Consider the following 26,429-nt stretch of genomic DNA (forward strand, 5'->3'; position numbering starts at 1 on the left):
ACGCCATTATGCAAACACATTTCCTGAAATATCAGTATTCTAATAACAGCTATCGTGCAGCACGCCCGTGTTCTACCCCTCAATCAGGTAAATCTACGGGTTTAATCAGTGAACTGGTCTACAGTGAAAATGAGTTGGGCATGGCCCAATTGCTTCTGGTGCCACTATTGCAGCAGTTAGGTACTGAGTCACGGTGGCAACTTTGGCTGACGCCCGGACAAAAGCTGAGCCGTAGCTGGCTCACACAATCTGGTCTGCCACTGAACAAAGTTATGCAGCTACCTGTTACCACCGTTGAGGCCATGATCAAAGCCTTGCAGACAGGTAATTACAGTGTGGTTTTAGGCTGGTTGCCAGAGGAAATCACAGCAGATGAGCGGGCCAGACTTCAGAAAGCAGCTACCTGCGGTCAGGCTCTTGGGCTGATCATGCGTCCGGATCAAGGAAAAATTGCTCACAAAGGACCACTGAATGGACTTAAAATTCAGTCTGGTTTGTATCATTAAGTAAAAATAAGAAGATTCTTAGACCAGATTCGCGATCCATCCGGGATAAGCCTCTGATTATGTTATGACTTGATGTGACAATGAGTTAGCTGTTTTTTTGCTGCTTCTTTTACAGTTATTCCTCTCTGGCAAATGTGTAAAAATGTGTACGATTCTCTGTTTTTTTACAGACGTATGTCACATCATGCTTGTAAGTTTGCTAGTACGTTGTAGACTTTACGTCGCCAGGGTGCTCAATAATCTTCCTTTTTTGGATGAGACATAATCGAGCGTCTTAACCCGGCGAAGGATTAATCAAAGAGCTAATGAAAGCTCATTGCCTATTTGGATGATAACGAGGCGCAAAAATGAAAAAGACAGCTATCGCAATTGCAGTGGCACTGGCTGGCTTCGCTACCGTAGCGCAGGCCGCCCCTAAAGATAACACCTGGTACACTGGTGCAAAACTGGGCTGGTCTCAGTATCACGACACTGGCTACTATGGTAATGGCTATGTAAACAACGACGGTCCAACTCACGAAAGCCAGCTTGGCGCGGGTGCATTCGGTGGCTATCAGGCTAACCAGTATCTCGGCTTCGAACTGGGTTATGACTGGCTGGGACGTATGCCTTACAAAGGCAACAACGTAAACGGCGCTTTCAAGGCACAAGGTATTCAGCTGGCTGCTAAGCTGAGCTACCCAATCATGGACGATCTGGACGTGTATACCCGTCTGGGTGGCATGGTATGGCGTGCTGATTCTACTCAGAATAACAATGGTACTCGCATCAGCGACCACGACACCGGTGTTTCTCCACTGGCAGCCGTTGGTGTTGAATATGCTCTGACCAAAAACTGGGCAACCCGTCTGGATTACCAGTGGGTTAACAACATCGGTGATGCTAACACCGTGGGTACTCGCCCTGACAACGGTATGCTGAGCCTTGGCGTATCTTACCGCTTTGGTCAGGATGATGTTGTTGCTCCGGCACCAGCACCAGCCCCGGCTCCAGCACCTGTTGTTGAAACCAAACGTTTCACCCTGCGTTCTGACGTTCTGTTCACCTTCAACAAGGCGACTCTGAAACCAGAAGGCCAGCAGGCTCTGGATCAGCTGTACACCCAGCTGAGCTCTCTGGATCCTAAAGATGGTTCTGTAGTCGTTCTGGGCTACACTGACCGTATCGGTTCAGAGCAGTACAACCAGAAGCTGTCTGAAAAACGTGCTCAGTCCGTTGTTGACTATTTCGTTTCTAAAGGTATCCCTTCTAACAAGATCTCTGCACGTGGCATGGGTAAATCTAACCCAGTTACCGGCAATACCTGTGACAGCGTGAAAGGCCGTAACGCCCTGATCGATTGCCTGGCACCGGATCGTCGTGTAGAAATCCAGGTTAAAGGTATCAAAGACGTGGTAACTCAGCCTCAGGGTTGATCGCTTTGATATAGTGCCGCTCAGATATTGTGGATAGCCCGATAATGAGCGGTAAAAAATACAGGCACAGAGAATGTTATTTGCTTAAGTAGTAACATATCCTCTGTGCCTGTATCTGTTACGGATTTACCTGAAACAGTTATATACTTTTTCCCCAGTTACACCTTGCCGAAAAATTTACTGCTCATACTCTCAGCTGAAGTATCTATACCCATTTCTCACCACGGCCTTGTTTCCTGTGTTTCCTGTTATAAATTCTCTGGTCGCTTGTTTGCCAGGCAATTTTTGCATCAGTAGTGATTTTGTCAGCCGGGCTGGTCAGGTTTGCCAAGAATGGCTTTCAAATCCTGTTTAAGAGAGTCCATCTGACTGGCATATTTTTCTTTATATTCAGCATCTTCTATCAACTGCACTATGGTTTCCGATAAGGTGCTGTTGCGACGTTGAGCCAGCCCAGCCAGGCGCTGCCACACCAGATACTCCAGATCGATTGACTTCTTTCGCGTGTGCTGATGCTCCGCATTAAAATGGCGTTTACGCCGGGCGCGAATGGTTTGTTTCATCCGGTTCTCGAGTGCCGGATTAATATGGCAAGCGATCCATTGCAACACATCGACCGGACGATTCTCCATGGCCAGAAGTTCATCCACCGCCACCTGTGCGGCACTGAATTCCAGATAGCGGGTAATCATTTCTCCCTCCCGGTGTTTTTTAACCAGGTATTTCCACTTCCATCCGCTCTCAAGATTTTCCAGTTGCTGATATTTCATCGCAATCTCATGTGGTTAACTAATTTGCTTAGAATAACAGCTTTTTTTAACGCTGCCGCCCAGAAAACCAGACCGTGTCTTGCCATAAATGTAAATGCATCTCTGCGATGCTTAACAGAGTGGAATCCAGTATAATGGTGGTTTTAATCAATTCAGAGAAAATACGATAACTTTGACCAACAATCGACTGGAATGGCGCGCCTTACAGCCCGATACTGATGATGTTCAGTCCTTTTTCTCGCAGATACCTGAAGACAATTCCAGTTGTTTTGCCTCGGTTCAGCCCCGTCTTTTTAACGGGCTGAGTTTGCTGCTGCAAACGACAGCAAGATTGCCACTGATGCTGATCAAATCAGCGGAGAACGCTGAATATACCGCCCTGCTTACGGAAGTGATGGCTGATATTACAGCTGAGGATGGCACAGAACTGTACGGTGGTCATTATCAGATTGATGGCGTATCAGTAAGCTGGCGTCCTGTGGAATCAGAACAGGACAATTTTGCCAGCCAGGGCGGTATCCACTACGCCGACTGGATCGAAGCTGAACAGCTTTTCGGCTGTGTTCGTCAGCATAACCAGACGCTGACTTTACAGCCAGGGTTACTTCATCAAGCCAACGGCGGCACTCTGTTGCTGTCCTTACGAACTTTGCTGGCTCAACCGTTATTGTGGCTGAGGCTCAGGAAAATCCTGACAACTCAACAGTTTGACTGGTATTCCCCTGATGAAAGCCGCCCCCTGCCGGTGGTCATACCGTCGATGCCGATGCAATTCCGCCTGGTGTTGACTGGTGAACGTGATGTGCTTGCCGAATTTCAGGAGATGGAGCCCGATCTCTCAATGCAGGCACTCTACGCTGAATTTGAGGAAAATCTTCAAATCACTGATGAAGAAGCGTTCAGCCAGTGGATAAAGTGGGTAAGGATGCTGGCGTCTGGTGAAGAAATAACCACCCTTTCAGATGACTTCTGGCCAGTATTGATTCGGGAAGCCGCACGCTTTACCGGCGACCAAGAGACTTTGCCGCTGTCTCCGGCGTGGATAACCCGCCAGTTGCAGGAAGCACTGATGTACAGTCCCGACAATGCTCTCTGTAGCGAACATATGCTGAGTGCGCTGGAAACTCGTGAATGGCGGGAAGGTTTTCTCGCCGAGCGGATGCGTGATGAAATATTGTATGACCAGATCCTGATCGAAACAGAAGGAGAAATGGTTGGTCAAATCAATGCACTTTCGGTGATTGAGTTTCCCGGTCATCCTCGTGCCTTTGGAGAACCTTCCCGTCTCAGTTGTGTCGTACATGCCGGTGATGGCGAGTTCACCGATGTGGAACGTAAAGCCGAGTTGGGTGGCAATATCCATGCAAAAGGGATGATGATCATGCAGGCCTGGCTAATCGCCGAGCTGGAGCTGGAGCAACAATTACCCTTTTCTGCATCACTGGTGTTTGAACAGTCCTATTCCGAATTAGATGGTGACAGTGCCTCACTTGCCGGCTTGTGCGCGTTGATCAGCGCCCTTGCCTGTCAGCCCATCAATCAGCAGATTGCCGTTACCGGGTCTGTCGATCAATTTGGTCGTGTGCAACCAGTGGGCGGGCTTAACGAAAAAATAGAAGGCTTTTTTCACATTTGTCACCAGCGGACCCTCAACGGTAAACAGGGGGTAATTATCCCCCTTGCTAATGTCCGTCATCTCTCGTTACAGCAGCAAGTCGTGGATGCGGTCAGAGAGGAAAAATTCCATATCTGGGCGGTAAGTAGTGTTGATGAAGCGCTGCCTTTGTTAACTGGGGTTGAGTGGGAGAAAGAGGATGCCCCCTGTCTGCTGAAATCGATTCAGGAACGCATCGCTCAATTAAATCAACAAGACAGACGCCAGGGCGGCTGGCCATTCCGCTGGCTGAACTGGTTTAACCAGAATTAACCAGGCTTGTCCGGCTTAAACCTGCAAGTTAAAATTTGCGATTCACTAATTAAGGCTTACTGAGAACATGGTAGATAAACGCGAATCCTACACAAAAGAAGATCTTATTGCCTCTGGACGGGGTGAACTGTTCGGTGCTGAAGGCCCACCATTGCCAGCCGGAAACATGCTGATGATGGACCGTGTGGTTAAAATGACCGAAGACGGTGGTAATTACGGCAAAGGTTTTGTGGAAGCAGAACTGGATATCAACCCCGACCTGTGGTTCTTTGGATGCCACTTTATAGGCGACCCGGTGATGCCGGGCTGTCTGGGTCTGGATGCTATGTGGCAGCTGGTCGGTTTCTATCTGGGCTGGTTGGGTGCCGAAGGTAAAGGACGCGCACTGGGGGTTGGTGAAGTGAAGTTTACCGGTCAGGTGCTGCCAACCGCTAAAAAAGTCTCTTACCGTATTCACTTCAAGCGTGTAATTAATCGCAAACTGGTGATGGGTGTGGCAGACGGTGAAGTGCTGGTAGATGGTCAGGTTATTTATACCGCGACCGATCTCAAAGTAGGTCTGTTTAAAGACACGACTGCATTTTAACGGCTTATTACATATTAACCTCCGCATAAGCGGAGGTTATTCCTTTATGACCTGCCTGTCAGCATCAGTACAAATCAGGTCATTTCGTATGAACATTCCGGTTACGCGGTAACCGTCCTGTCCTCCATGGCTTGTCGCCAACCTCCCAACCAGTGAGACCTCGCGTCTATCATTTGATAGGGACACATTTCTTTGGAGCGCCCGGTAATTCCGGCCTGGTAGCCTCTGGAGTGTGCCCGTTCGAGTCGATCTCGTTTCTGTCTCTTCATCATGCCTGTAATCCCCTCTTCAGGTCAGGTGGAATCTGGTGGAAAGAAATCAGTATCTGCATTAATTGCCGACACCTTTCAATTTCTAACGCCATCACGAGCAAAAATCAATGCGCAAATTTCACGCCAATGTCACATTTTCATGGGAAAATTCAGGCACCGGCCCCGCCATAACTTTAAGAAAGGTAATAACTCCCGGTTAAGAAACAAAAAAATTCTCAGACTGAGAAAAATCCTGTTTTTTGGCTAAGTAAATAACATTTTTCACCGCTGTAGCATTGCGGGCAGCGTTGTTGATTGAGCCAGAATCCGCAAAAACGGTAGCAGATGAGAAACTGACGTGGGTGAGAGTATTTGATGGGCAGTTCTGGTTGTAAAACAGAAAGAGCCAGGGGCCTAGCTCTTTCTGTTGTTTTTAATGGCTGATTAAAGGCTTTTCGTCTTTGCGAATGGCATCTGCCATTTGCTGCGCAACCTGTTGCCATCCCCCGGCAAGGGCCCTGACTAAAGCATCATAACCATCTTCCGTCTGCGGTATGCTTAGTGCAAAAGAACGTTTAAAAATCTGCCCCTGATGCTCCAGTAACCAGTCGCCACTGATGATGGCATGACCATCATAGCGGCCATGAAAACCGGTGATGTTGACATTCAGTATGTCCTGCTGCTGACCTGATGGTGAACCTGAGACCAGCCAGCCTGGTAACGCATAACTGAGATTAGCGACCAGTGTTTGCTGTAATTGCTGATCAAGTGGACTGGCCCACAGATTGTTGCTGGCAATGACATATTTCACATCACTGCTCTGATAAACCAACCCGTTACCCGCAAGATAATCAGGAACCGAAACATGCTGAACAAATACGGTCGGGCGAAGCACATCACTGCCGCTGGCAGCTATAACCTTACCTTTGCCTGTTGCAGGCAGCTGATACCAGGTCGTTTCTGGCGTGCTGGAACAGGCTGTCAGGCTAAGAGCCAGTGCGACCGGAAGCCATCTCATCATTATTTCGCCCTCTTTGGCTGCGGATCTTGTCCGGGTTTCGCTTCAAATATCAGCGCATTACTTTTACTGTTCAGCGTTTTCAGCACAGGTTGCAATTCACGTAATACCTGATCAAGCCGCTGCATGTCGCCAACCATTTTGCTGTAAGCGGGTGAGCCAGGCTGGAAAGCCTTCATACTGCTGTTCAGCTCACGCAGGGTTTTCTGCATGTCTTCAGGCAGTTGTTTCATTGACGGGCTACTGGTGATCTGATTGATATTGTCCAACGTTTTCTGCAATTCACGCAGCGTTGCCTTACTCTCTCTCAACGTACCGGTTGCCTCACCAATCATTGGGTTAAGCGGCAGATTGTTGATCTTATCCAGGGTGGCCATCAGTTTCTGCTGAATCTGCGCCAGGCCACCGCTGGTGGTTGGGATCAGTTCGTAACCTGCAAAAGCAGCCGGTCCTTTGTAAGGTTTGACGTTGTCATAAAAGTCCAGGTCGATGTACAGCGAGCCGGTCAACAGGTTTGCTGATTTCAGTGAGGCGCGCAGACCCGATTTGATACCGTCTTTCAGATGCTGCTCCATATCAAAGTCTTTCCCGAGCATGCTGGTGAAACGATCGGGCTCAATACGGATCAAAACCGGAATGCGGTATTCATTATTCAGGTTCTGGGCCACCTCTTTAGACTGATACGGGACTTCAGCAACCGTACCCAAACGGATGCCGCGGAATTCTACCGGTGCACCGGGTTGCAAACCACGAATTGAATCGCTGAAGAACATCAGGAAATCTTTGTGGACGGTATATAACGAATCCTGGATGCTACGTTGATCGTCAAATAACTTATATTCAGCCTGATTATCGGCTGCGTGGCCGAGGTCCCACCCTTCCGGCACATCAAAACTGACGCCACCACTAAAGAGCGTGGTAAGCGATCCCATTTCAACCCGCATTCCCGAAGCTGACATATCGACAGCAATGCCGCTGTCTTTCCAGAAACGCACATTGGTGGTCACCAGACGATCGTATGGCGCAGCGATAAACAGCTGGTAAGTCATCAGGCGTTTATCCGGATCAAAATGACTGGTTTCAACCGATCCAACGCGATAACCACGAAACAGCACGGGATCACCGGCATTGAGTTGTCCGGCTCTGGCGCTGTCGAGGATAATACGGATTCCCTTTGCATCCGGCGGAGCAAGCGGCGGCGCATCCAGCAGCTTATAATGCTCTGGCTGATCGCCTTTATTTCCGGGTTGCAACTCAATATAAGCGCCTGAAAGCAGAGTACCCAGACCCGTAACCCCTTCCCGACCAATAGCAGGCTTTACCACCCAGAAGGCGCTGTCACCCTTCAGCAATTTTTCCATTCCGGAATTCAAACGGGCTTTAATTTCCACATGATGCAGGTCATCGGTCAGTACCGCGCTTTCAACCACACCGACGTCCACACTGCGGCTTTTGATGGTTGTTTTACCGCCCTCGATTCCTTCAGCATTGGTGGTGATTAAGGTGACTTCAGGCCCCTGATGGCTGAAGTGATAAAACAGGATCCATGCGCCAATCAGTAACGTAACAAGGGGAATGATCCATACAGGTGACCAGCGTTTAATTTGATCAACCGTGGCCATGCCATGATTATTTTCCTTCAATGCTCGGCTCCTCAGGGCTTTTTTCTCGTATACGATCCCAGCTCAGACGCGGGTCAAATGTCATCGCAGCAAACATAGTCAGAATGACCACGATGGCAAACAGTAAAGCACCCATCGCAGGATAAATACTCATTAACCTTCCCATACGTACCAGCGCAGACAGGACGGCAATAACAAAAACATCAATCATCGACCAGCGCCCGACAAATTCAACGACTTCATAAATTTTATGCATCTTATCACTGTCCTGATGCATTTTGCCGTTGCCGTTTGCGTCCCAGCACAACCAGCCAATAGCCAGCATTTTGAGGGAAGGCACCATGATACTGGCAATAAAAATCACCAGAGCGACCGGATAAGAGCCCTCACTCCATAACAGAATTACTCCGGCCATGATGGTTGAAGTAATTTTACTGCCCAGCGCCTCAGTGACCATAATTGGCATCAGGTTCGCCGGGATATACAGCAACAAAGAGGTTAGCAGCAACGCCAGCGTCCATTGCAGACTGTGCATGCGTCGGGCATGACCGCCGGTTTTACAACGAGGGCAGGTGAACTGTTCAGCAGCCAACACAGCGGTACAGCAGCGACATGAGCGCAGTCCCTGTTGCAGCCCGCCAACCGCCGGAACTGGTTGCACAGGTAATGCCGGTACTGGTGCAATCCGCGCCCACAAAGCACGACGATCAACACACTGAAAAGCGCGCACCTGTAACAGACAAAACAGACACCAGGGAATAAAACTGGTGCCAATGCCGATTTCGCCATAGGCCATCAGTTTTACAAAGCTCACCAGCACGCCGGCGAGGAAGATTTCGGCCATTCCCCAGCTCTTAATATGGAACAGTATTCGCGCCATGATACGTTTAAGCGGCAAAGGCAGGCGGACAGGGTTAACCAGTAGCAGAATTATCACCATGCACAGAGCGGGGACAGCCTGTACAAACAACATAAAGAGTGTCGCCAGGCTGCTGTAGTCCTCAGAGACCATCACCTGTGGGATGCGCATCAATGTGATTTCACTACTCAGACCAGCCACTTTCATACTGACAAATGGAAACAGATTAGCCAGCACCAGCATAAACAACGCCGCCAGCGCGTAGGCGCTGGGACGCTTTTGCGGCTCATGCCAGCTGGCGGAAAGCGTGGTATGACAACGCGGGCAACTGGCCTTGCTGCCTGTTGGCAATGGCGGCAGCTGCGTCATCAGATCACACTGTGGGCAAAGTATCCAATTGTCGGCCTGATGCGATGAGCACATAAAAAAACCTCTGCTAACTGACCTTTGCCTTAACCGTTTTTCAGCGATTCCAGATATTCCCAGCGCTCAAATGCCGCTTCCAGCTGCTGTTCTGCCTCGGACAGTGCATCCAGTACAGGTTGTGTCACCTCATGCGGCTGGCTGAAAAACGTATTCTCTGCCACTTTAGCCTGAAGGGAAGCCAGCTGAGTCTCCAGCGCCTCCATCTTTTCCGGCAGCTGTTCCAGCTCCCGTTGCAGGTTGTAGCTCATCTTGCCAGTTGAACGTCTGACCGGCTCACTTTTTTCGCTATCCTTACCTGATGTCTTACTTTCCGCTTTTACCACCGTCCGGCTCTGCTTGTATGCCGCACGCTGGCGTTGCGCATCGTGATAGCCCCCGACAAAAGCACCGATCTCGCCCGTTCCTTCAAATATCCAGCATTCGGTAACGGTGTTATCAACAAACTGGCGGTCATGGCTGACCAGCAGCACCGTGCCCTGGTAGCCATCAATCAACTCTTCCAGCAGCTCCAGCGTTTCAACATCCAGATCGTTGGTGGGTTCATCAAGGATCAGCAGATTGCTGGGCTTGAGGAACAAACGAGCCAGCAGCAGCCGGTTACGCTCACCGCCCGACAGCGCGCGGACAGGCGTCATTGCACGTTTGGGGTGGAACAGAAACTCCTGCAAATAGCCCAACACATGGCGGGGTTTACCATTGACCATCACCTCCTGTTTGCCTTCAGCGAGGTTATCCATGACCGTGCGATCCGGGTCAAGTTCTGCGCGATGCTGGTCAAAATAGGCCACTTCCAGCTTTGTCCCGATATGCACCCGCCCACTGTCAGGCTTGAGCTGATCAAGCATCAGCTTCAGCAATGTCGTTTTACCACAGCCGTTAGGGCCAATCAGGGCTATCTTGTCACCCCGCTGCACCTGCACGGTAAAATCACGCACCAGTTGCCTGTCGCCGACAGCGTAGCTGACATTTTCCAGTTCAAAAACAATCTTGCCGGAGCGACTGGCTTCCTCGACCTGCATATTTGCCTTGCCCATCACTTCCCGACGCTCTGACCGCTCGCGACGCAGGGCTTTCAGGGCACGGACGCGCCCTTCATTGCGGGTGCGACGGGCTTTGATCCCCTGACGGATCCACACTTCTTCCTGGGCCAGCTTGCGGTCAAATTCGGCATTCTGCATCTCTTCCACCCGCAACGCTTCTTCCTTACCCAGCAGATACTGATCGTAATCACCAGGCCAGGAAACCAGCTTGCCGCGATCGAGATCGACAATGCGTGTCGCCATGTTGCGAATAAATGAGCGGTCATGGGAAATAAAGATGATGCTGCCCTGGAAGGTTTTTAAAAAGCTTTCCAGCCAGTCAATGGTTTCAATATCAAGATGGTTGGTTGGCTCATCCAGCATCAGCACACGTGGGTTGCTGACCAGCGCCCTGCCCAACGCGGCTTTGCGCAGCCAGCCACCGGAAAGCGATGAAAGCGACACATCGCCATCAAGACCGATTTGCTTCAGCACATCCTGAATGCGGCTCTCCAGCTGCCAGAGGTTCTGGTGGTCAAGAATGGATTGCAACCGCGCCATTTCATTGAGATTTTTATCGCTGGGATCCTCCATAACCTGGTGAGAGATCGCATGATAAGCTTTGAGGTATTCGGCCTGTTCTTCGACCCCTTCTGCCACAAAATCATACACTGAACCCGCGATATTCCGTGGCGGATCCTGTTGCAGACGGGACACCACCAGATCCTGCTCATAAATAATGCGGCCATCGTCCAGCGGCTGTTCGCGGTTGATGATTTTCATCAGTGTGGACTTACCGGCACCATTACGGCCCACCAGACAGACACGCTCGTTTTCTTCAATATGCAGCTCAGTGTTATCCAACAGCGGTGCATCGCTGAATGACAGCCAGGCCCCATGAATACTGATCAGTGACATGCTACTTATTCCTTACCAGCGTGAGTAATCAGCCAGCAGTTGTGAATTTGACGATTACGGGCAAAATCCTGCGACTGAGTGCTGGCGGTGATTTCCTGCGCAGTAAGATGCAGGCCGCTTAATCCGTCGTGGTCCATTTTGAAACCGCGTTTGTTATTGGAGAACATAATGGTGCCGCCTTTACGCAGCAGCCTTTTCAGATTTTTAAGCAGCAGCAAATGGTCACGCTGTACGTCGAAACTCTCTTCCATTCTTTTCGAATTGGAAAAGGTAGGTGGATCGATAAAGATCAGATCGTACTGCTCGTCAGATTCGCTCAGCCAGCTAAGACAATCTGCCTGGATCAGCCGATGCTGCCGCCCCGTCAAACCGTTAAGCCTCAGATTGCGTTCGGCCCACTCCAGATAAGTGCGTGACATATCTACCGTGGTGGTACTACGCGCTCCGCCCAGTCCGGCGTGAACGCTGGCGCTGCCGGTATAGGCAAACAGGTTGAGAAAGTCTTTGCCCTGACTCATCTGCCCCAGCATTTTTCGGGCGATACGGTGGTCCAGAAACAGGCCGGTATCCAGATAATCGGTCAGGTTGACCCACAGTTTTGCGTTAAATTCGCTGACTTCAAAGAAATCGCCTTTCTCGCCCATTTTCTGATACTGATTTTTGCCCTTCTGACGCTCACGCGTTTTCAACACCAGGCGATTAGCGGGCAACTCAAGCACACTGAGCGTAGCCGCCAGCACATCAAACAGACGCTGACGGGCCTTAGTCGCATCGATGGTTTTTGGTGGGGCGTATTCCTGTACCACCACCCACTCGGCATAGCGATCCACCGCAACGTTATATTCAGGCAGATCGGCATCGTAGATGCGATAGCACTCAATCCCTTCCTGCTTCGCCCATTTCTCCAGCTTTTTAAGATTCTTGCGCAGACGATTGGCATAGTCTTCAGCTATCTGCGCATTCCCCTGTGGCGCTGCACCGGTGGCGGCCAGCTGATAATTTTTCTGCACACAGTCCAGCGGACCATTTTTAGCCTTAAACTGCCGTTCAGCACGCAGTTGCAGGCAACTGAGCAGTTCAGGAGAGGCACTGAACAATGACAGATTCCAGCCGGCAAAATGCTGTTTCATGATACGCCCCGTCTGGCTGTACAAGGCGATCAATGCCGGTTCACTCTCCAGACGCTCGCCATACGGCGGGTTACTCAGTACCGTTCCAGCCGTGCCGTCCGTCAGCGGATTGGTCAGTTTCAACACATCCTGAACGTTAAAGCCGATAAGATCGGCCAGCCCGGCCTTACGCGCATTGACGCGGGCGCGCTCAATAACGCGCTGATCGTTATCGTAACCATAAAAACGCGACGTCGTCGCTCGCAGCCCGCGACTGGCGCGGGCCTGTGCTTCACTTTTCAGTTCACGCCATAAGGTGGCATCAAACTGGCTCCAGGCGTTGAAGCCCCAGTGATTGCGGTGCAAACCAGGCGCACGATCGCTGGCAATCATTGCCGCTTCAATCAGCAAGGTGCCCGAACCACACATCGGATCAACCATAGCGATGCCGGGCTTCCAGCCGGATCGCAGCACGATAGCCGCCGCCAGGTTTTCTTTTAGCGGTGCCGCTCCGGTCTGCTGGCGGTAGCCACGCTGATGCAATCCGTCGCCACTCAGATCGAGGGCAATACTGGCTTTATCATGATTTAACCAGACGTTAATACGAATATCTGGCTGCTCACGGTCGACATCCGGGCGGGGTAAGTTTTTGCGGGTAAAGCTGTCAACAATGGCATCTTTAACCTTCAGCGCACCGTACTGGCTGTTGCGGATCACCTCATTCAGTCCACTGAAATGCACAGCAAAAGTTTTATCGCTGCCAAATATCGCGGGCCAGTCAACGGCCTGAACACCGAGGTAGAGATCAACATCGCTGTAAACGCCACATTCTGTCAGCGGCAGCAGAATGCGCGATGCCAGCCGACTCCACAGCAGGCTCTGATACATCAGACGATCGTCACCTTCATAATGCACGCCGCCCTGAACCACCTTGCAGGCCGTAGCCCCCAACGCTTCCAGTTCACTTTTTAACAGCTCTTCAAGCCCACGTGCCGTACTGGCAAACAGAGAATTCATAACGTCACTTATCGTCTTCAGAAAATTGCTGCGCATTATAGCTAATCACAGACGCATGTCATAAAGTTAGCTTCTTTTCGTCAGCAATCTGACTGTTTGTCATTGCCACCGTCACGCTTCAGTCCGGAGTTCGCATGCTCACCCTGTCACGCCTGTTCATCCATCCGGTAAAATCGATGCGAGGGATGCAGATTTCCCATGCACAAACGCTGGCAAGTGGTCTGGCCTTTGACCGGATATTTATGCTCACCGATGTCAATGGCACCTTTATTACCGCCCGTCAGTATCCGGAAATGGTGATGTTCACCCCAGCACTGCTTCCTGATGGCCTGCTGCTGAGCGCGCCGGATAACAGTTGCGCCAGCGTTCGCTATGCTGACTTCAGTCCGGAGGCCGCAGCAACCGAAGTTTGGGGAAACCAGTTCACCGCGTTGATTGCCCCTGATTCAGTCAATGCATGGCTGAGTCAGTTTTTCCCACATCCGGTCCAGTTACGCTGGGTTGGCAACAACATGAGTCGCCGGGTCAAACGCTTTCAACAGGTTCCATTAGGGTTTGCCGATGGCTTTCCCTTTCTGTTAATTAACGAAGCCTCGTTACACGATTTACGCCAGCGTTGCCCGGCCGGGATCCGGCTGGAACAGTTTCGCCCTAATCTGGTGGTAGCCGGTGGTCGCGCCTGGGAGGAGGACAGCTGGTCAGTTGTGCGTGTGGGTAATCAGCTGTTCGATGTGGCCAAACCCTGCAACCGCTGTGTATTGAGCACGGTCAGTCCGGATAAAGGACGCAGACATCCCACAGGTGAACCATTAAGCACGTTACAAACCTTCCGTACCGCCAGCGATAAACAGACTGATGTCGATTTCGGACTGAACCTGACAGCCCGCACCACAGGAATTATCCGGGCAGGTGATGACGTTGAGGTGATAAGCCATCACTCTCCACGCCGCTACGGTGTCGGTCAGTCAGCAGAGTCACCGGGATCCCACGACCAGACGTCCGGAGAGCTTAATATTAGCTGGCAGGGTGAAACGTTCCGGGGAAATAATCAGCAGGTGTTGTTAGAACAGCTGGAGTTACAGGGCTACCGTATCCCTTACTCCTGCCGCGCCGGGATTTGTGGTAGCTGTAGGATAAGACTGCTTTCTGGTCAGGTACATGCACTGAAAAAGGTGGGGCAACGTGAGGATGGCACCATCCTCAGCTGCTGCTGTATTCCGGCGGGGGATCTGCAACTGACCAGCAGTTAAAATGTTTTTAACCTGGCCGCTCAGATTCGGTATTAACATCCCGGCGAACAACGAAGAGATGAGTAAATAGCAGGATGTTGTTATTTCCGGCCAGTCTTACCGCACCGTAGAAATCAAAGATTTCAGCGATACGGCTTGACATTAAACCGCACGGGCAAGAGAGAGGTTCTGTGACTGAGCGTAAGGCTTGAGACGATCGTGCATTATTTTAATCGCATCACCCAGCACCATACTTTTTCCGGCAAGCGTCAGACCAGGTTGTGCCAGCAAACATAACGCCGCATTATCTCCCGCTTCCACCACCAGCAGAACCGCTTCTTCACTCTTATCGCAAAGCCGCACCACCACCAACTCCCCTTCTGAGGGCTGCCAGCCTCGCGGGTTGCCCGCCTCAAAATACCAGCTTTTCGGCATCAGCGGCTTCAGAAAACGACAGGCGACCAGCGCATTTAGCACCAACTCAGCACGCTGATCGGTACTCAACTCACAGTCGCGGCAGCGTTCTTCAAAGGTGAAAAACATCGCGGCATCATCAACACAAAACCCTGAATTTTCAAAGGCATCAGGGGTTAACATCTTACGGGGAAAGCGCGACCGAAACAGCATCCCGTCAGCCAGATCCAGCATCATGCGATCGTGTTCAGCATCAAAAAACCAGCGCCAGCTGTCGTCAGGTTTAATCCTCATGATCTGTCCTGTAAGATAAAAAAGGAGAACTGCTATTCAAAACATAATTGGCTGAATAAGAATGTCTGTAGCCAAATCAGGATGAATAATGTTTAAACAGGACAAAATATAAACGAGCCAGAGACGGAAATAAAGCCCCCGGCACGGTTATCTTAAGAAATGAGTCAGAGGTGAGTCACAATCTCTTTTATCAGCGGCGGACCTTTATAAATAAAACCTGAATATATTTGTAGCAGTGACGCGCCGGCGGCGACTTTTTCCCGCGCAGAGATCAGTGAATCTATTCCACCGACACCGATAATGGGCAGACGCTGTTTCAGCTCCAGTGACAGACGGCGGATAACTTCCGTACTGCGCAACTGCACAGGACGACCACTCAGGCCACCCGCTTCATTACTGTGTTTTAAACCTGAAATGAGCGCACGATCGAGCGTGGTGTTTGTGGCAATGACGCCGTCTATATTATGACGAACTAAGCTGTCAGCAATCTGGATCAATTCCTCTTCACAGAGATCCGGTGCGATCTTCACTGCCAGCGGAACATATTTATGATGAAGTATTTCAAGATCTTTCTGTTTTTGTTTTACCGCCAGTAAAAGATCATCCAGCGCTTCACCATATTGCAGCGTGCGTAAACCAGGGGTATTGGGTGAGGAAATATTGATCGCAATATAACCTGCATAAGGATAAATTTTATCCATGCAGGTTAAATAATCATTCTTACCCAGCTCGACAGAGGTATCTTTATTTTTGCCGATATTGATCCCTAACACACCATCGAAATGTGATTTTTTGACATTCTCAATCAGATTATCGACGCCCAGATTATTAAATCCCATCCGGTTGATAATGCCTTCGGCTTCCCGTACGCGAAACATTCTCGGTTTATCATTTCCCGGCTGTGGGCGCGGCGTGACGGTGCCAATTTCGATAAAGCCAAAGCCCATCGCGCCAAAAGCATCTATACATTCACCGTTCTTATCAAGACCCGCGGCCAGACCCAGCGCATTTTTAAAATTCAGTCCCATACAGGTAACCGGTTTATCAGGAAGTCTCTGACGCAGCAGATTAATCAGCGGTGTGCCACTTAAGCGGTGTAATTGCTGAAGGGTAAGTTCATGCGCACGCTCGGCATCAAGCTGAAACAGCGCGTTACGAACCAGGTTGTACATGAATCGCTCCTGAATACCCGGCTATCCGGGCGGGAAAAGAGTAATGGTCACTGTTCGCAGACAGTACCCCTGAAAATGACGTTATCCGTCAGCAAAGGTTCCTTCCCACTTTTCATGTTGATAAGTGGTGTGAGAAAGCAGCCGGTCAGGCCGGACTGGCAGACAGGAAACGCAGTGACGGTGCAGGCGCGGAGGGAAATGGTAAAGTCCTTTTACCGCAAAGTAAAACGTTTAAGCATCCGTCACCCGGACAACGCCGTTTCTCTCCTGCCCCGCTTCTTTATTCAGAAACTGACTTAGTTCTGCCAGATAAATCATTTAAGCCTCACCTTTCCCTCTGTCAGGATAGTCTCAAATTTTCGCAAATAAGTTTAATCAATAACTTTTAGCTATAAGGAGTGGTTATGCGCGTTATTACACTGGCGGGAAGCCCCCGTTATCCTTCACGCTCCACTGCGCTACTGACCCTCTGCCAGCAAACGCTGGAACACCATGACATTGAGGTTATTCCATGGAATCTGCACAATTTTCATCCTGAGGATCTTATCTGTGCCCGTTTTGATTCCCCGGCGGTGCTGGCACTGACAGAAGATCTTGCCAGCGCTGATGGACTGATCGTTGCCACGCCGGTATATAAAGCCTCTTTTTCCGGCGCGTTAAAAACCCTGCTGGACCTGCTGCCTGAACGCGCGCTGGAACACAAAGTGGTGCTGCCGCTGGCAACTGGCGGCACCCTTGCTCATATGCTGGCCGTCGATTATGCCCTCAAACCCGTGCTGAATGCGTTAAAGGCACAAGAGGTGCTGCATGGCGTGTTTGCTGATGATTCGCAAATTACCCATTACGATCGCCAGCCACAGTTCTCATCTCTTCTGGCTTCACGCATTGCTGAGTCGGTTGAAACCTTCCGCCATGCTCTGGCTCGCCGTCATCACCCGCTCGCCGCAGCGGTTTAAGGAAAGCACCATGACCCTATTTTCACGTTTTGCTTCAGCACTGCTTATTGGCGGCCTGATGGTGACCAGCTCATTTGCTGCGGATACCAGCGCACCCAAAACTTTTCGTATTGGCTATCAGAAAGGCTCGGTAAGTATGGTGCTGGCCCGTGCCCATCATTTGCTGGAAAAGCGTTTTCCGGCAACTCAGATTAAATGGGTGGAATTTCCGGCAGGTCCACAGATGCTTGAGGCGCTCAATGTTAACAGTATTGATCTGGGCAGCACCGGCGATATTCCCCCCATTTTTGCGCAGGCCGCCGGGGCCGATCTGCTTTACGTGGGTGCTGAACCACCGAAGCCGAAAGCTGAAGTGATTCTGGTGGCTAAAAACAGCCCGATTAAAACCGTCGCTGACCTGAAAGGTCATAAAGTGGCCTTCCAGAAAGGATCCAGCTCGCACAATCTGCTGCTGCGCGCACTGGAAAAAGCCGGTCTGAAGTTCAGCGACATTCAGCCCACTTACCTCACCCCGGCGGATGCCCGCGCGGCCTTTCAGCAGGGTAATGTCGATGCCTGGGCAATCTGGGATCCCTATTATTCAGCGGCGCTGTTGCAGGGTGATGTAAGGGTTCTGACCGATGGCAGCCAGTTGAACCAGACCGGCTCGTTTTATCTCGCCACCCGCCCCTTCACTGAAGCAAATGGCGCCTTTATCCGCCAGGTACTGCAAACCTTCAGCGAAGCAGATGCGCTGACCATCAGCGATCGCAACAACAGCATCGACCTGCTGGCTCAGGCTATGGGGCTGCCGAAACCGGTTATTGCCAGCTACCTCGATCATCGTCCTCCCACCAGTATTGCCCCGGTGAGTGACAAAACGCTGAAACTTCAGCAACAAACTGCTGACCTGTTTTATGCCAACCATCTGATGCCGGTCAAGGTCGATATTGCCAGCCGTATCTGGCATCCCACGCCGTCCACAGAACAAGGAGTGAAATAATGAGCCTTTCCGTTTTCTGGTTTCTGCCCACCCACGGTGATGGTCACTATCTTGGTACCGCCGAGGGCGCTCGTCCGGTTGATTACGGCTATTTACAACAGGTTGCCCAGGCCGTGGACAGGATGGGATTTGGCGGTGTGCTGATACCAACAGGTCGTTCCTGCGAAGATGCCTGGCTGGTGGCCGCGTCACTGATTCCGGTCACTCAGCGCCTGCGTTTTCTGGTCGCCCTGCGTCCCGGTGTTATTTCTCCCACCCAGGCAGCCCGACAGGCCGCAACCCTGGACCGCCTTTCCAACGGTCGCACGCTGTTTAACCTGGTGACGGGCGGCGACGCAGAAGAACTGGCGGGAGATGGCGTGTTTCTCGATCATCGCGAACGCTACGTTGAATCAGCGGAATTCACCCGCGTCTGGCGTCGGGTACTGGAAGGTGAAACCGTCGATTACGAGGGCAAGTATGTCCATGTTCGCGGTGCGCGCCTGATGTTCAAACCCGTTCAGAAGCCCCGCCCACCGTTATGGTTTGGCGGTTCATCTGAACCCGCTCAGGACCTGGCCGCAGAGCAGGTGGATGTCTATCTGACCTGGGGTGAACCTCCTGCGCTGGTAAAAGAAAAGATTGAGCAGGTACGGGCTAAGGCAGCAGCACAGGGCCGCCAGGTAAAATTTGGCATTCGCCTGCATGTTATTGTCCGCGAAACCACGGAAGAAGCCTGGCGCGCGGCTGACCGCCTGATCTCTCATCTGGACGATGCCACCATTGCTAAAGCGCAGTCAGCGCTGGCGCGAACGGATTCCGTCGGTCAGCACCGCATGGCCGCCCTGCATGGGGGACGCCGTGACAAGCTGGAAGTCAGCCCGAATCTGTGGGCTGGCGTGGGTCTGGTACGTGGCGGTGCCGGTACGGCGCTGGTGGGTGACGGTGAAACGGTCGCGGCAAGAATGCAGGAGTATGCGGACCTGGGGATCGAAACCTTTATTCTTTCCGGCTATCCACATCTGGAAGAAGCGTACCGCGTCGGGGAACTGCTTTTTCCCCATCTCGATTTGAAGGTCCCTGAAATTCCGCAACCAGGCAAAATCAGTGCTCATGGTGAAGCCGTGGCCCATGACTTCGCGCCACAAAAAGTGTCACAGAGTTAGAGGTCACGATGACGAATAATCTCAACCGTTTCGCGCAACCGTTTTTGCCGTGGATATTACCCGTGGTGTTGGTCGCCTTCTGGCAAACGGCATCCAGCACCGGCTGGCTCTCCACCCGTATCCTGCCCTCACCCGAGGCGGTCGTGGTCACCTTCTGGAAGCTCTCTGCCAGTGGGGAGCTATGGCAGCATCTCGCCATCAGCAGCTGGCGTGCCGTGGTGGGGTTCACCATTGGTGGTTCGGCTGGCCTGCTGCTGGGGTTGATCACCGGAATGTCCCGCACCGGTGAGCGTCTGCTTGATACCTCAGTGCAGATGTTGCGCAATATCCCCCATCTGGCACTGATTCCACTGGTTATTTTATGGTTTGGTACTGATGAGTCAGCCAAAATTTTTCTGGTCGCTCTGGGTACGCTGTTTCCCATCTATCTCAATACTTATCATGGTATCCGCAACGTTGATCGCGGCCTGGTTGAGATGGCGCGCAGCTACGGTCTTTCCGGCTGGAGTCTGTTTTTGCAGGTGGTTCTGCCAGGCGCGCTGCCTTCGATAATGGTCGGGGTGCGCTTTGCACTGGGCCTGATGTGGCTGACGCTTATCGTCGCAGAAACCATTTCAGCGAATGCCGGTATAGGTTACCTGGCAATGAATGCCCGTGAATTTTTGCAGACGGATGTGGTCGTGGTAGCGATCATTCTCTATGCCCTGCTCGGTAAACTGGCTGACGTCAGTGCGCAGCTTCTGGAGCGCGTCTGGCTGCGCTGGCATCCGGCATATCAACTGAAAGAGGAACACCTATGAGCGAATTAATGTCATCACCGGCGCGCCTCAATGTCGGTACGCCACTGGTGATCAGTGGTGTCAGCAAACAGTACCAACACCGAACTGTGCTGAATGATATCGACCTGCACATCCCCTCCGGCCAGTTCGTTGCCGTGGTCGGACGAAGCGGCTGCGGCAAGAGCACGTTGCTACGCCTGCTGGCCGGACTGGAGAAAACCACCACGGGTGAACTCCTCGCCGGCAACACACCTCTGAGCGAGTCGCGTGATGATACCCGGTTGATGTTTCAGGACGCCCGGCTGCTACCGTGGAAAAGTGTGATTGATAACGTCGGGCTGGGATTAAAAGGACGCGCCTGGAAACAATCTGCTCTGGACGCACTGTCCGCTGTTGGGCTGGCAGAGAGAGCCAAAGAGTGGCCCGCCGCCCTTTCCGGAGGACAGAAGCAGCGCGTTGCGCTGGCCCGGGCATTGATCCATCGTCCCGGCCTGCTGCTGCTGGATGAACCCCTGGGTGCACTGGATGCCCTGACCCGCATTGAAATGCAGGATCTTATTGAGACGCTATGGCAGCAACACCACTTTACCGTGCTGCTGGTAACTCATGATGTCAGTGAAGCGGTGGCGTTGGCCGACCGGGTTTTACTGATAGAAGAAGGTCATATCGGACTGGATTTGATGGTGAATCTGCCACGACCACGACGTAAAGGTTCGGCGCGCCTGGCTGAACTGGAAGCAGAAGTACTGGAGAGAGTGATGAAGCGTTCGCCGCCTGAAGACCATAAGCACGTGGCACGACGGTAATCAATCAGGCCGGAACACCCTTAAGACACTGTTCCGGCCGGGTATCAACTTATCAGGAGCGTAACGTTTTCTCACTACGGGAAAACTGTTCTGTCCTGGCTAGGTTTTTCCACTTAATTTTGATTCAGGCTTGCCGCCATGGTTGCTGCTATGGTGCTGAGCTCATCAAGACGGTTCTGATTAGATGCCAATCCCCATATGTTAGCGGCCAGTTGTTTGACCGTAGCATCGGAAATTTCACCCCCACTCACCAGTACCTGGTACATATAATTCAGGACATCATGCATTACGCCTGAGGTTATGCCGGGAATGCCGGCATTAACCAGCTGCTGGTAAAATCCACTGCCACCCACCGAGGCATTCCATGTCCAGAAATCGTTGCTATCGGTGAGGTCAACCGAGGGAAGTGATGCATCAGCAATATCACTCGCTGACTGATCGTCACTGTCAGGTACAAGGGTGTCACCATTATCTGGCTGCGAAGCGCCACCCTGAGCTTCCGGTGGATTGTTCCAGGTGGTGGTCATAATATCTGCAATCTTACTGATATTGCTGATATTTTCCTCAGTGTAACCATAGCCCCAGCTCAACAGAGCCAGTTGCTTAATCATCTCACTACTGATTTCATTACCGCTTGCGAGAATTTTATACATATAAGTCATGACTTCTGGCAGAGCCGATATCTTTGGAAAAGAACTCAAAATCTGCATGTAGACATTATTCACGGAGGCATTCCATGCCCAGAAGGCTGAATCATCACTCACGTCAATGACAGGTGCAGAAGTCCCATCGTAGTTGATATCCACGCCACCAACCGAAATCAGACCATTATCGTTCTGCGAATCCTTGACCGACATATCCAGTTTGGTATTTGCCGCAACAGTACCCGATTCATTTTTCAGCACATCGCTGGTTAGCGTAATAACATCACCATTGAGGTCGCCACTTTGGTTATTAATTTCATCCGCTTTCAGGGTCAGTGAACTTCCCGCTGCGACTACTCCCATAGTGTTGTCAATGGTGCTGGCTGTAATACTGACATCCTGCCCCGCCACTGTGCCATATTTATTACTGAACGTGTCGGCATTAATATCCGTTGAGCTTTCTCCCCGAATACTTCCATTTTCATTGTTTATTTCAGCGCCTGACAATGAGGCTTTATCCCAGGCATAAATCATGCCATTCTGGTTGTTGATATCGCCACTTTTAACATCAATAGTCTGGCCAGACACCCGACCATTCTGATTATTAAAAGCTTTACCATTAGTATTAATGGATAACATATTTGCAGATTCAAGCTGGCCTGATTCGTTGTTCAATGACTGAGAGTCTGACACCAAACTTTCATAGCCAATGATGCTTCCCTGCTGATTGTTCAGCTCAGCCGTTTTAATCGTGATATCACGGCCAGAGATGCTGCCCTGCTGGTTATTCATGCCAGTACTGACTATGTTGATATTTTGCTCAGCTGCAATAACGGCAGCGCTGGTGTCAAGATTTCCGTTCCCTGCGCCAAGGTTAATATCCATAGCCGTCAGTTGGCTGCCACTGAGATCGAGCTCTTCCCCTTGCAGGGTCAGCGTACCGTATCCATAAAGATTAGCCGAACCATTAGCGATCAGTTTGCCGGTTGTATTAAGAGAAAGGTGGTTGTTGCCACTGTAGTCAAACATGCCGGCAAGCATGGTACTCTCCGCGCTGCTGTTCAAACTCGCAGCATTTACGCTGAGATCTTTTCCTGCGAAAAGGTTGCCGCTATGGCTGATGTGGCCTGTACTGTTGAGAGCAAGATTTTCATTAGCATTAATATCCCCTTCGTTGGTAACAGACGCCGCGTTGACAGTCACCTGATTTCCCTGGAGCAACCCGCTATTGTTAACCATGCCTGCGGCGTTTATTTCCGCCTTAGCTGATGAATAAATGTTACCCATTTCATCATTAATAACATCACTGTCACTATTGATGGTTATATTTCCTGTACCGTAGATATAACCCGCTGTGTTAACCACCGCTTTACTGGCTGTGATGTTGATATCACCATTACTGGCAATATTACCGCTGGTATTTTTTATTTTACTGGCAGTCAGATTAATACTACCAGAACTGTCCATTACGCCTTCTGAATTATCAAGATCACCTGTATCAATGGTGATATTTTCAGCACGCATAAAACCTTGCTGATTATTGACACTGTTACTGGTGAGCGTCAGTTTCTCAACTGCATTGATGGTTGCACCGCTGCTGTCAATTGCTCCCTTACTGGCATTCAGCGTGACGTTTCTGCCATTTATCTCACTACCGTTAATTGCCAGTTCAGAACCTTTGAGAGTCACATCACCACCCGCACTGATTGCGCTGTTACTCTGACTGTGAAGAGTGGCCGCAGTAAGTTGGATGTTGCCATCTGCACTCAAATTACCTGTATTCGTGAGTGTTTGATTGGTGGTAAAGACAGCGTTGCTGGTGGCAACAATATCGCCACTGTTGCTGATATTACCGTCAGTATTAATCACCACATCGCCCGCTGAACTGTAAACTGAACCCGCGTTGTTAACACCTACGCCTTTCTCAGTGCCAATCAGGGTAATTTTTCCGGCATACATGCCGCCCAGGCTTGAAACATCCAGAGCCAGCGTATCACTATCGGCACTACTACTATCCAGTTTGGTTATCTGTTGATTCGCCGCATCCACCTGATTAAGCCCGGTAGTAATCCTTAAATCATTAGCCTGGATATAACCATTCACCTTAACCGTGCGGGCAATAATATCGGTGAAATCCTGAGATGAGCTGTCCATACCCTTACCCTGTACGACAATCTCACCTCCCTGCACTTTGTAGCCGGTCAGTGCCCCATTTTCCAACTGGGCCTGCCCGGTTGTCAGCGTGGCCCGATTAGCATTGATAAATCCACAGCCATCACAGGTTATACCTGAAGGGTTGGCGATGATGACCTGCGCATTTTGTCCGGCAACTTCAACATAGCCATTTAACTGGCTGGCATTAGCTGAATTAACTTCATTCAGAATGATTTTTGCTGCCCCCTGGGCCAGAGCAGCATTCCCCTGAATCTCACCGCCCAACTGAGTCCAGGCTCCATTTTGTGAATTATTCAGAATGACCCCTTGCTGACCCACATCAAATTGGCTGTATACGTTACGAGAAACGCCTGCCGCACTCGGTGCCTGAATATCTACCTGGGTTGCGCCATAAGGCGTATTACTGATGCCCGGTTGCAGCCCCGCCGATGCTGAAGCATCCGCCACCACATTAGCCTGGGCTGTTTGAACCGCGCCCATCGCCAGCAGAAGGCCAAAGCTAACCGCGCTGAGCTGCCCAATCTTTTTCACTGTCACTTTTTTTACGCTGCCAGAAGAAGAATCCGCGCGATGCGAATGGGCAAATTCGGCAACCGCCACCAGCATGCCGCGGGTTTTACTGAAAACAAGCCGGAAGAATTTACTGTTCATTGCTATTTCCTTATAAATTACGTTTTTTAATAACTCCAGGACACACTGAACCCCAGCGTTAATTTGCTGGTTTCAAAAGCGTCTGGTTTGGAGAGAGGTGCAGCAGCAAACATGTCGTAACTGACGTTGAAGGCATTGCCGCGTATACCCAGCTGACTACCCGCCAGATGGGTTCCCGTTAAATACTGGCTGCCATAGCCACTGACTTTGCCGTAATCAAGGCCCAGATACAGCTCCTGACCCGGAACCGGCGTGCGCCAGGCGATGTCATTACGTAAAAACCAGCCCCGGCTGGCAATTAAGGTCCGTTCACCATCAAATCCCCTCACCGTCCAGCGGTTACCAATTGATAATTGCTCTGGAGAGGTCAGAGGCGTCTTGCTGATTTGTTGGAAATATCGCGCGTTATAACGAAATTGCTGGGTGCTTAACGCAAAGGGTACGTTTAGCTGAACATTCACGATGCCCGTTTTACTCAATGCGGTAGCCGTTCCCGCACTTTCCTCAGGCGCCGGTAAAGCACCAAACCATCGTGTTCCCTGCTGATAACTGAGCGAAGTATCCAGCACGGCGCGATCAATAAATTGCCGGTGATTCAGCCCTAATCGCCAGGCCGTCGTCCGGCGTCGTTGCCAGCTTAATTCGGTATCTTCAAGGTAATTATGTGATTCGCGTGCAATCAGTTCATAACTAAAGCTGGTTTTATGACTACGCCCACGATGAATAAACCGGCTGATCTGCGCATTGAGGTTTTTAATTTCCCCGCTGTAACTGAAATCCTGATAGCGACCAGAAATAGTCTGAAGATAGCGATAATCATAAGCAGTTACGCCAAACATCCAGTAACCAAAGGGGACAGAATAGTGTCCGGTTATATTTTTGCTTTGCTTTTTCCCGGTATCGTGAAGATCATGCGAGCCAGATATGTAGATTAAATCACCTAAAGAAAAAGGATTATCCAGCGAAACCGTCATCCCTCCCTGATAACGACCGGTGCTTTTGCTACCAGCATCATCAACAGACAATCCCAGCCGCCAGATCTTTTTTTGCTTCCAGCTGACTTCGATATCACTTTCCCCCAGCTGTTCAGCCGGAATAATCTTCATACTGGCCTGTGTACCCGGCAGACGTTGTAAATTTTCCAGTCCCTGCTCTATGTCCCGGACAAAAAGAAGATCGCCTGAACGCGGCGGAAAAAGAGTATAAAGCTGAATATAGCTGTCACTGTTTTCACTGAGCCTGACCTTATTAATATTGCCAGGGAGTAATTTAAGCTTCAGCAGGCCACTTTTTAAATTTTGCTGAGGCGCAACCACGCGTGTGGTGATATATCCTTTTGCCACTATGCTGTTTTGCAGGCCTTTCATTAGCAGATTAATGCCCTGTCCTCCCAGACAGTGCCCGATAGCCTGGTGAGCATAAGATTTTAATCGTAAACTGCCTGGTAATTCCTCTGCGCCTTCCAGCAACACCGCCTTTATCAAATAACAACTTTCCTCTGCTGGAAATTTAATTTTTCCATCAACCAAAGCTGGAGGAAGAGAAAAGCGCACATCTTTTGCTGATGGATTTAGCTGACTTTCCAGAACCTGCTGTCTTTGTTGTTGTGTTATTGAAGGATCAACGCTGGTTGTTAATTGAGGCATCTGTTCTGTCGGCGCACTCTGAACACTCCTTAGGGAAAATAAAAGGAGTAAAGCGCCCCATGAAAAGCAATTTTTATTCAAAGTAATAAACAT

At 50.7% G+C, this 26,429-nt stretch carries 21 protein-coding genes; 10 read left to right on the forward strand and 11 right to left on the reverse strand.

The window, feature by feature from the left end:
- Positions 1-8: 8 nt before the first annotated feature.
- Both sulA and ompA read left to right on the forward strand, forming a co-directional pair.
- On the forward strand, positions 9-506 hold the full coding sequence (gene sulA / locus BG55_RS19445) for an SOS-induced cell division inhibitor SulA (RefSeq protein ID WP_034941079.1): 498 nt from the start codon (positions 9-11) through the stop codon (positions 504-506).
- Between the two features lie 347 nt (positions 507-853).
- The gene (ompA, locus tag BG55_RS19450; protein WP_034941080.1) at positions 854-1,921 is read left to right on the forward strand and encodes a porin OmpA; all 1,068 of its coding nucleotides are present in this window, start codon (positions 854-856) and stop codon (positions 1,919-1,921) included.
- A gap of 305 nt (positions 1,922-2,226) precedes the next feature.
- Here ompA and matP read toward each other — a convergent pair whose 3' ends face one another.
- Positions 2,227-2,691, reverse strand: a complete 465-nt coding sequence (matP, locus tag BG55_RS19455) for a macrodomain Ter protein MatP (protein WP_034941082.1) — start codon at positions 2,689-2,691, stop codon at positions 2,227-2,229.
- A 172-nt stretch (positions 2,692-2,863) separates the two neighbouring features.
- Between matP and BG55_RS19460 the strand changes: the two genes are divergently transcribed.
- Positions 2,864-4,618 (forward strand): AAA family ATPase, encoded by a 1,755-nt coding sequence (locus BG55_RS19460; protein WP_034941083.1) that lies wholly within the window; start codon positions 2,864-2,866, stop codon positions 4,616-4,618.
- Between the two features lie 67 nt (positions 4,619-4,685).
- Positions 4,686-5,204, forward strand: a complete 519-nt coding sequence (gene fabA / locus BG55_RS19465; protein WP_034941085.1) for a bifunctional 3-hydroxydecanoyl-ACP dehydratase/trans-2-decenoyl-ACP isomerase — start codon at positions 4,686-4,688, stop codon at positions 5,202-5,204.
- 101 nt (positions 5,205-5,305) lie between these two features.
- On the opposite strand, the gene rmf is transcribed toward fabA, so the two are convergent.
- The 6 genes from rmf to rlmKL form a co-directional block, all read right to left on the reverse strand.
- The gene (gene rmf / locus BG55_RS22150) at positions 5,306-5,473 is read right to left on the reverse strand and encodes a ribosome modulation factor (protein ID WP_071995068.1); all 168 of its coding nucleotides are present in this window, start codon (positions 5,471-5,473) and stop codon (positions 5,306-5,308) included.
- A gap of 415 nt (positions 5,474-5,888) precedes the next feature.
- The gene (pqiC, locus tag BG55_RS19470) at positions 5,889-6,476 is read right to left on the reverse strand and encodes a membrane integrity-associated transporter subunit PqiC (protein WP_034941087.1); all 588 of its coding nucleotides are present in this window, start codon (positions 6,474-6,476) and stop codon (positions 5,889-5,891) included.
- Positions 6,476-8,116 (reverse strand): intermembrane transport protein PqiB, encoded by a 1,641-nt coding sequence (pqiB, locus tag BG55_RS19475; RefSeq protein ID WP_034941090.1) that lies wholly within the window; start codon positions 8,114-8,116, stop codon positions 6,476-6,478. Before pqiB ends, pqiC begins: the two co-directional genes overlap by 1 nt.
- Positions 8,103-9,377, reverse strand: a complete 1,275-nt coding sequence (pqiA, locus tag BG55_RS19480) for a membrane integrity-associated transporter subunit PqiA (RefSeq protein WP_034941092.1) — start codon at positions 9,375-9,377, stop codon at positions 8,103-8,105. Before pqiA ends, pqiB begins: the two co-directional genes overlap by 14 nt.
- 29 nt (positions 9,378-9,406) lie before the next feature.
- Positions 9,407-11,317, reverse strand: coding sequence for an ABC transporter ATP-binding protein (locus tag BG55_RS19485; protein ID WP_034941094.1), 1,911 nt, complete (start codon positions 11,315-11,317; stop codon positions 9,407-9,409).
- A gap of 5 nt (positions 11,318-11,322) precedes the next feature.
- On the reverse strand, positions 11,323-13,443 hold the full coding sequence (rlmKL, locus tag BG55_RS19490) for a bifunctional 23S rRNA (guanine(2069)-N(7))-methyltransferase RlmK/23S rRNA (guanine(2445)-N(2))-methyltransferase RlmL (protein WP_034941349.1): 2,121 nt from the start codon (positions 13,441-13,443) through the stop codon (positions 11,323-11,325).
- Positions 13,444-13,577: 134 nt separating this feature from the next.
- On the opposite strand from rlmKL, the gene BG55_RS19495 reads away from it, so the two are divergent.
- On the forward strand, positions 13,578-14,693 hold the full coding sequence (locus tag BG55_RS19495; RefSeq protein WP_034941095.1) for a YcbX family protein: 1,116 nt from the start codon (positions 13,578-13,580) through the stop codon (positions 14,691-14,693).
- A gap of 141 nt (positions 14,694-14,834) precedes the next feature.
- Here the strand turns inward: BG55_RS19495 and BG55_RS19500 are convergent, their stop codons facing one another.
- Together BG55_RS19500 and pyrD are read right to left on the reverse strand one after the other, a co-directional pair.
- Positions 14,835-15,380 (reverse strand): cell division protein ZapC, encoded by a 546-nt coding sequence (locus BG55_RS19500; RefSeq protein WP_034941098.1) that lies wholly within the window; start codon positions 15,378-15,380, stop codon positions 14,835-14,837.
- Positions 15,381-15,544: 164 nt separating this feature from the next.
- Positions 15,545-16,552: a quinone-dependent dihydroorotate dehydrogenase gene (gene pyrD, locus BG55_RS19505; RefSeq protein ID WP_034941100.1), complete on the reverse strand. Its 1,008-nt coding sequence runs from the start codon at positions 16,550-16,552 to the stop codon at positions 15,545-15,547.
- 404 nt (positions 16,553-16,956) lie between these two features.
- Between pyrD and ssuE the strand changes: the two genes are divergently transcribed.
- From ssuE to ssuB, 5 genes are read left to right on the forward strand one after another with little or no spacing between them, the layout of a single operon-like run.
- Positions 16,957-17,508, forward strand: coding sequence for an NADPH-dependent FMN reductase (gene ssuE / locus BG55_RS19510; RefSeq protein WP_034941103.1), 552 nt, complete (start codon positions 16,957-16,959; stop codon positions 17,506-17,508).
- 10 nt (positions 17,509-17,518) lie between these two features.
- Positions 17,519-18,490: a sulfonate ABC transporter substrate-binding protein gene (locus BG55_RS19515; protein ID WP_034941105.1), complete on the forward strand. Its 972-nt coding sequence runs from the start codon at positions 17,519-17,521 to the stop codon at positions 18,488-18,490.
- Positions 18,490-19,635 (forward strand): FMNH2-dependent alkanesulfonate monooxygenase, encoded by a 1,146-nt coding sequence (gene ssuD / locus BG55_RS19520; RefSeq protein ID WP_034941107.1) that lies wholly within the window; start codon positions 18,490-18,492, stop codon positions 19,633-19,635. Before BG55_RS19515 ends, ssuD begins: the two co-directional genes overlap by 1 nt.
- An 8-nt stretch (positions 19,636-19,643) precedes the next feature.
- The gene (ssuC, locus tag BG55_RS19525) at positions 19,644-20,435 is read left to right on the forward strand and encodes an aliphatic sulfonate ABC transporter permease SsuC (RefSeq protein ID WP_034941110.1); all 792 of its coding nucleotides are present in this window, start codon (positions 19,644-19,646) and stop codon (positions 20,433-20,435) included.
- Positions 20,432-21,220: an aliphatic sulfonates ABC transporter ATP-binding protein gene (gene ssuB / locus BG55_RS19530; RefSeq protein ID WP_034941112.1), complete on the forward strand. Its 789-nt coding sequence runs from the start codon at positions 20,432-20,434 to the stop codon at positions 21,218-21,220. Before ssuC ends, ssuB begins: the two co-directional genes overlap by 4 nt.
- 113 nt (positions 21,221-21,333) lie before the next feature.
- Here the strand turns inward: ssuB and BG55_RS19535 are convergent, their stop codons facing one another.
- Together BG55_RS19535 and BG55_RS19540 are read right to left on the reverse strand one after the other, a co-directional pair.
- On the reverse strand, positions 21,334-24,690 hold the full coding sequence (locus tag BG55_RS19535) for a two-partner secretion domain-containing protein (protein WP_034941115.1): 3,357 nt from the start codon (positions 24,688-24,690) through the stop codon (positions 21,334-21,336).
- Positions 24,691-24,716: 26 nt separating this feature from the next.
- Complete coding sequence (locus BG55_RS19540; protein ID WP_235192804.1) at positions 24,717-26,336, reverse strand: ShlB/FhaC/HecB family hemolysin secretion/activation protein; 1,620 nt, start codon at positions 26,334-26,336, stop codon at positions 24,717-24,719.
- Between the last annotated feature and the right edge of the window lie 93 nt (positions 26,337-26,429).

It is taken from the genome of Erwinia mallotivora, from assembly GCF_000590885.1.
Taxonomy (GTDB): domain Bacteria; phylum Pseudomonadota; class Gammaproteobacteria; order Enterobacterales; family Enterobacteriaceae; genus Erwinia; species Erwinia mallotivora.

What these genes read in the sequence shown, in the direction of transcription:
- sulA (WP_034941079.1), top strand. Translation starts at nt 9, where the DNA reads ATGCAAACACATTTCCTGAAATATCAGTATTCTAATAACAGCTATCGT.
- ompA (WP_034941080.1), top strand. Translation starts at nt 854, where the DNA reads ATGAAAAAGACAGCTATCGCAATTGCAGTGGCACTGGCTGGCTTCGCT.
- matP (WP_034941082.1), bottom strand. Translation starts at nt 2,691, where the DNA reads ATGAAATATCAGCAACTGGAAAATCTTGAGAGCGGATGGAAGTGGAAA.
- fabA (WP_034941085.1), top strand. Translation starts at nt 4,686, where the DNA reads ATGGTAGATAAACGCGAATCCTACACAAAAGAAGATCTTATTGCCTCT.
- rmf (WP_071995068.1), bottom strand. Translation starts at nt 5,473, where the DNA reads ATGAAGAGACAGAAACGAGATCGACTCGAACGGGCACACTCCAGAGGC.
- pqiC (WP_034941087.1), bottom strand. Translation starts at nt 6,476, where the DNA reads ATGATGAGATGGCTTCCGGTCGCACTGGCTCTTAGCCTGACAGCCTGT.
- pqiA (WP_034941092.1), bottom strand. Translation starts at nt 9,377, where the DNA reads ATGTGCTCATCGCATCAGGCCGACAATTGGATACTTTGCCCACAGTGT.
- BG55_RS19485 (WP_034941094.1), bottom strand. Translation starts at nt 11,317, where the DNA reads ATGTCACTGATCAGTATTCATGGGGCCTGGCTGTCATTCAGCGATGCA.
- rlmKL (WP_034941349.1), bottom strand. Translation starts at nt 13,443, where the DNA reads ATGAATTCTCTGTTTGCCAGTACGGCACGTGGGCTTGAAGAGCTGTTA.
- BG55_RS19495 (WP_034941095.1), top strand. Translation starts at nt 13,578, where the DNA reads ATGCTCACCCTGTCACGCCTGTTCATCCATCCGGTAAAATCGATGCGA.
- BG55_RS19500 (WP_034941098.1), bottom strand. Translation starts at nt 15,380, where the DNA reads ATGAGGATTAAACCTGACGACAGCTGGCGCTGGTTTTTTGATGCTGAA.
- pyrD (WP_034941100.1), bottom strand. Translation starts at nt 16,552, where the DNA reads ATGTACAACCTGGTTCGTAACGCGCTGTTTCAGCTTGATGCCGAGCGT.
- ssuE (WP_034941103.1), top strand. Translation starts at nt 16,957, where the DNA reads ATGCGCGTTATTACACTGGCGGGAAGCCCCCGTTATCCTTCACGCTCC.
- BG55_RS19515 (WP_034941105.1), top strand. Translation starts at nt 17,519, where the DNA reads ATGACCCTATTTTCACGTTTTGCTTCAGCACTGCTTATTGGCGGCCTG.
- ssuD (WP_034941107.1), top strand. Translation starts at nt 18,490, where the DNA reads ATGAGCCTTTCCGTTTTCTGGTTTCTGCCCACCCACGGTGATGGTCAC.
- ssuC (WP_034941110.1), top strand. Translation starts at nt 19,644, where the DNA reads ATGACGAATAATCTCAACCGTTTCGCGCAACCGTTTTTGCCGTGGATA.
- ssuB (WP_034941112.1), top strand. Translation starts at nt 20,432, where the DNA reads ATGAGCGAATTAATGTCATCACCGGCGCGCCTCAATGTCGGTACGCCA.
- BG55_RS19535 (WP_034941115.1), bottom strand. Translation starts at nt 24,690, where the DNA reads ATGAACAGTAAATTCTTCCGGCTTGTTTTCAGTAAAACCCGCGGCATG.
- BG55_RS19540 (WP_235192804.1), bottom strand. Translation starts at nt 26,336, where the DNA reads ATGCCTCAATTAACAACCAGCGTTGATCCTTCAATAACACAACAACAA.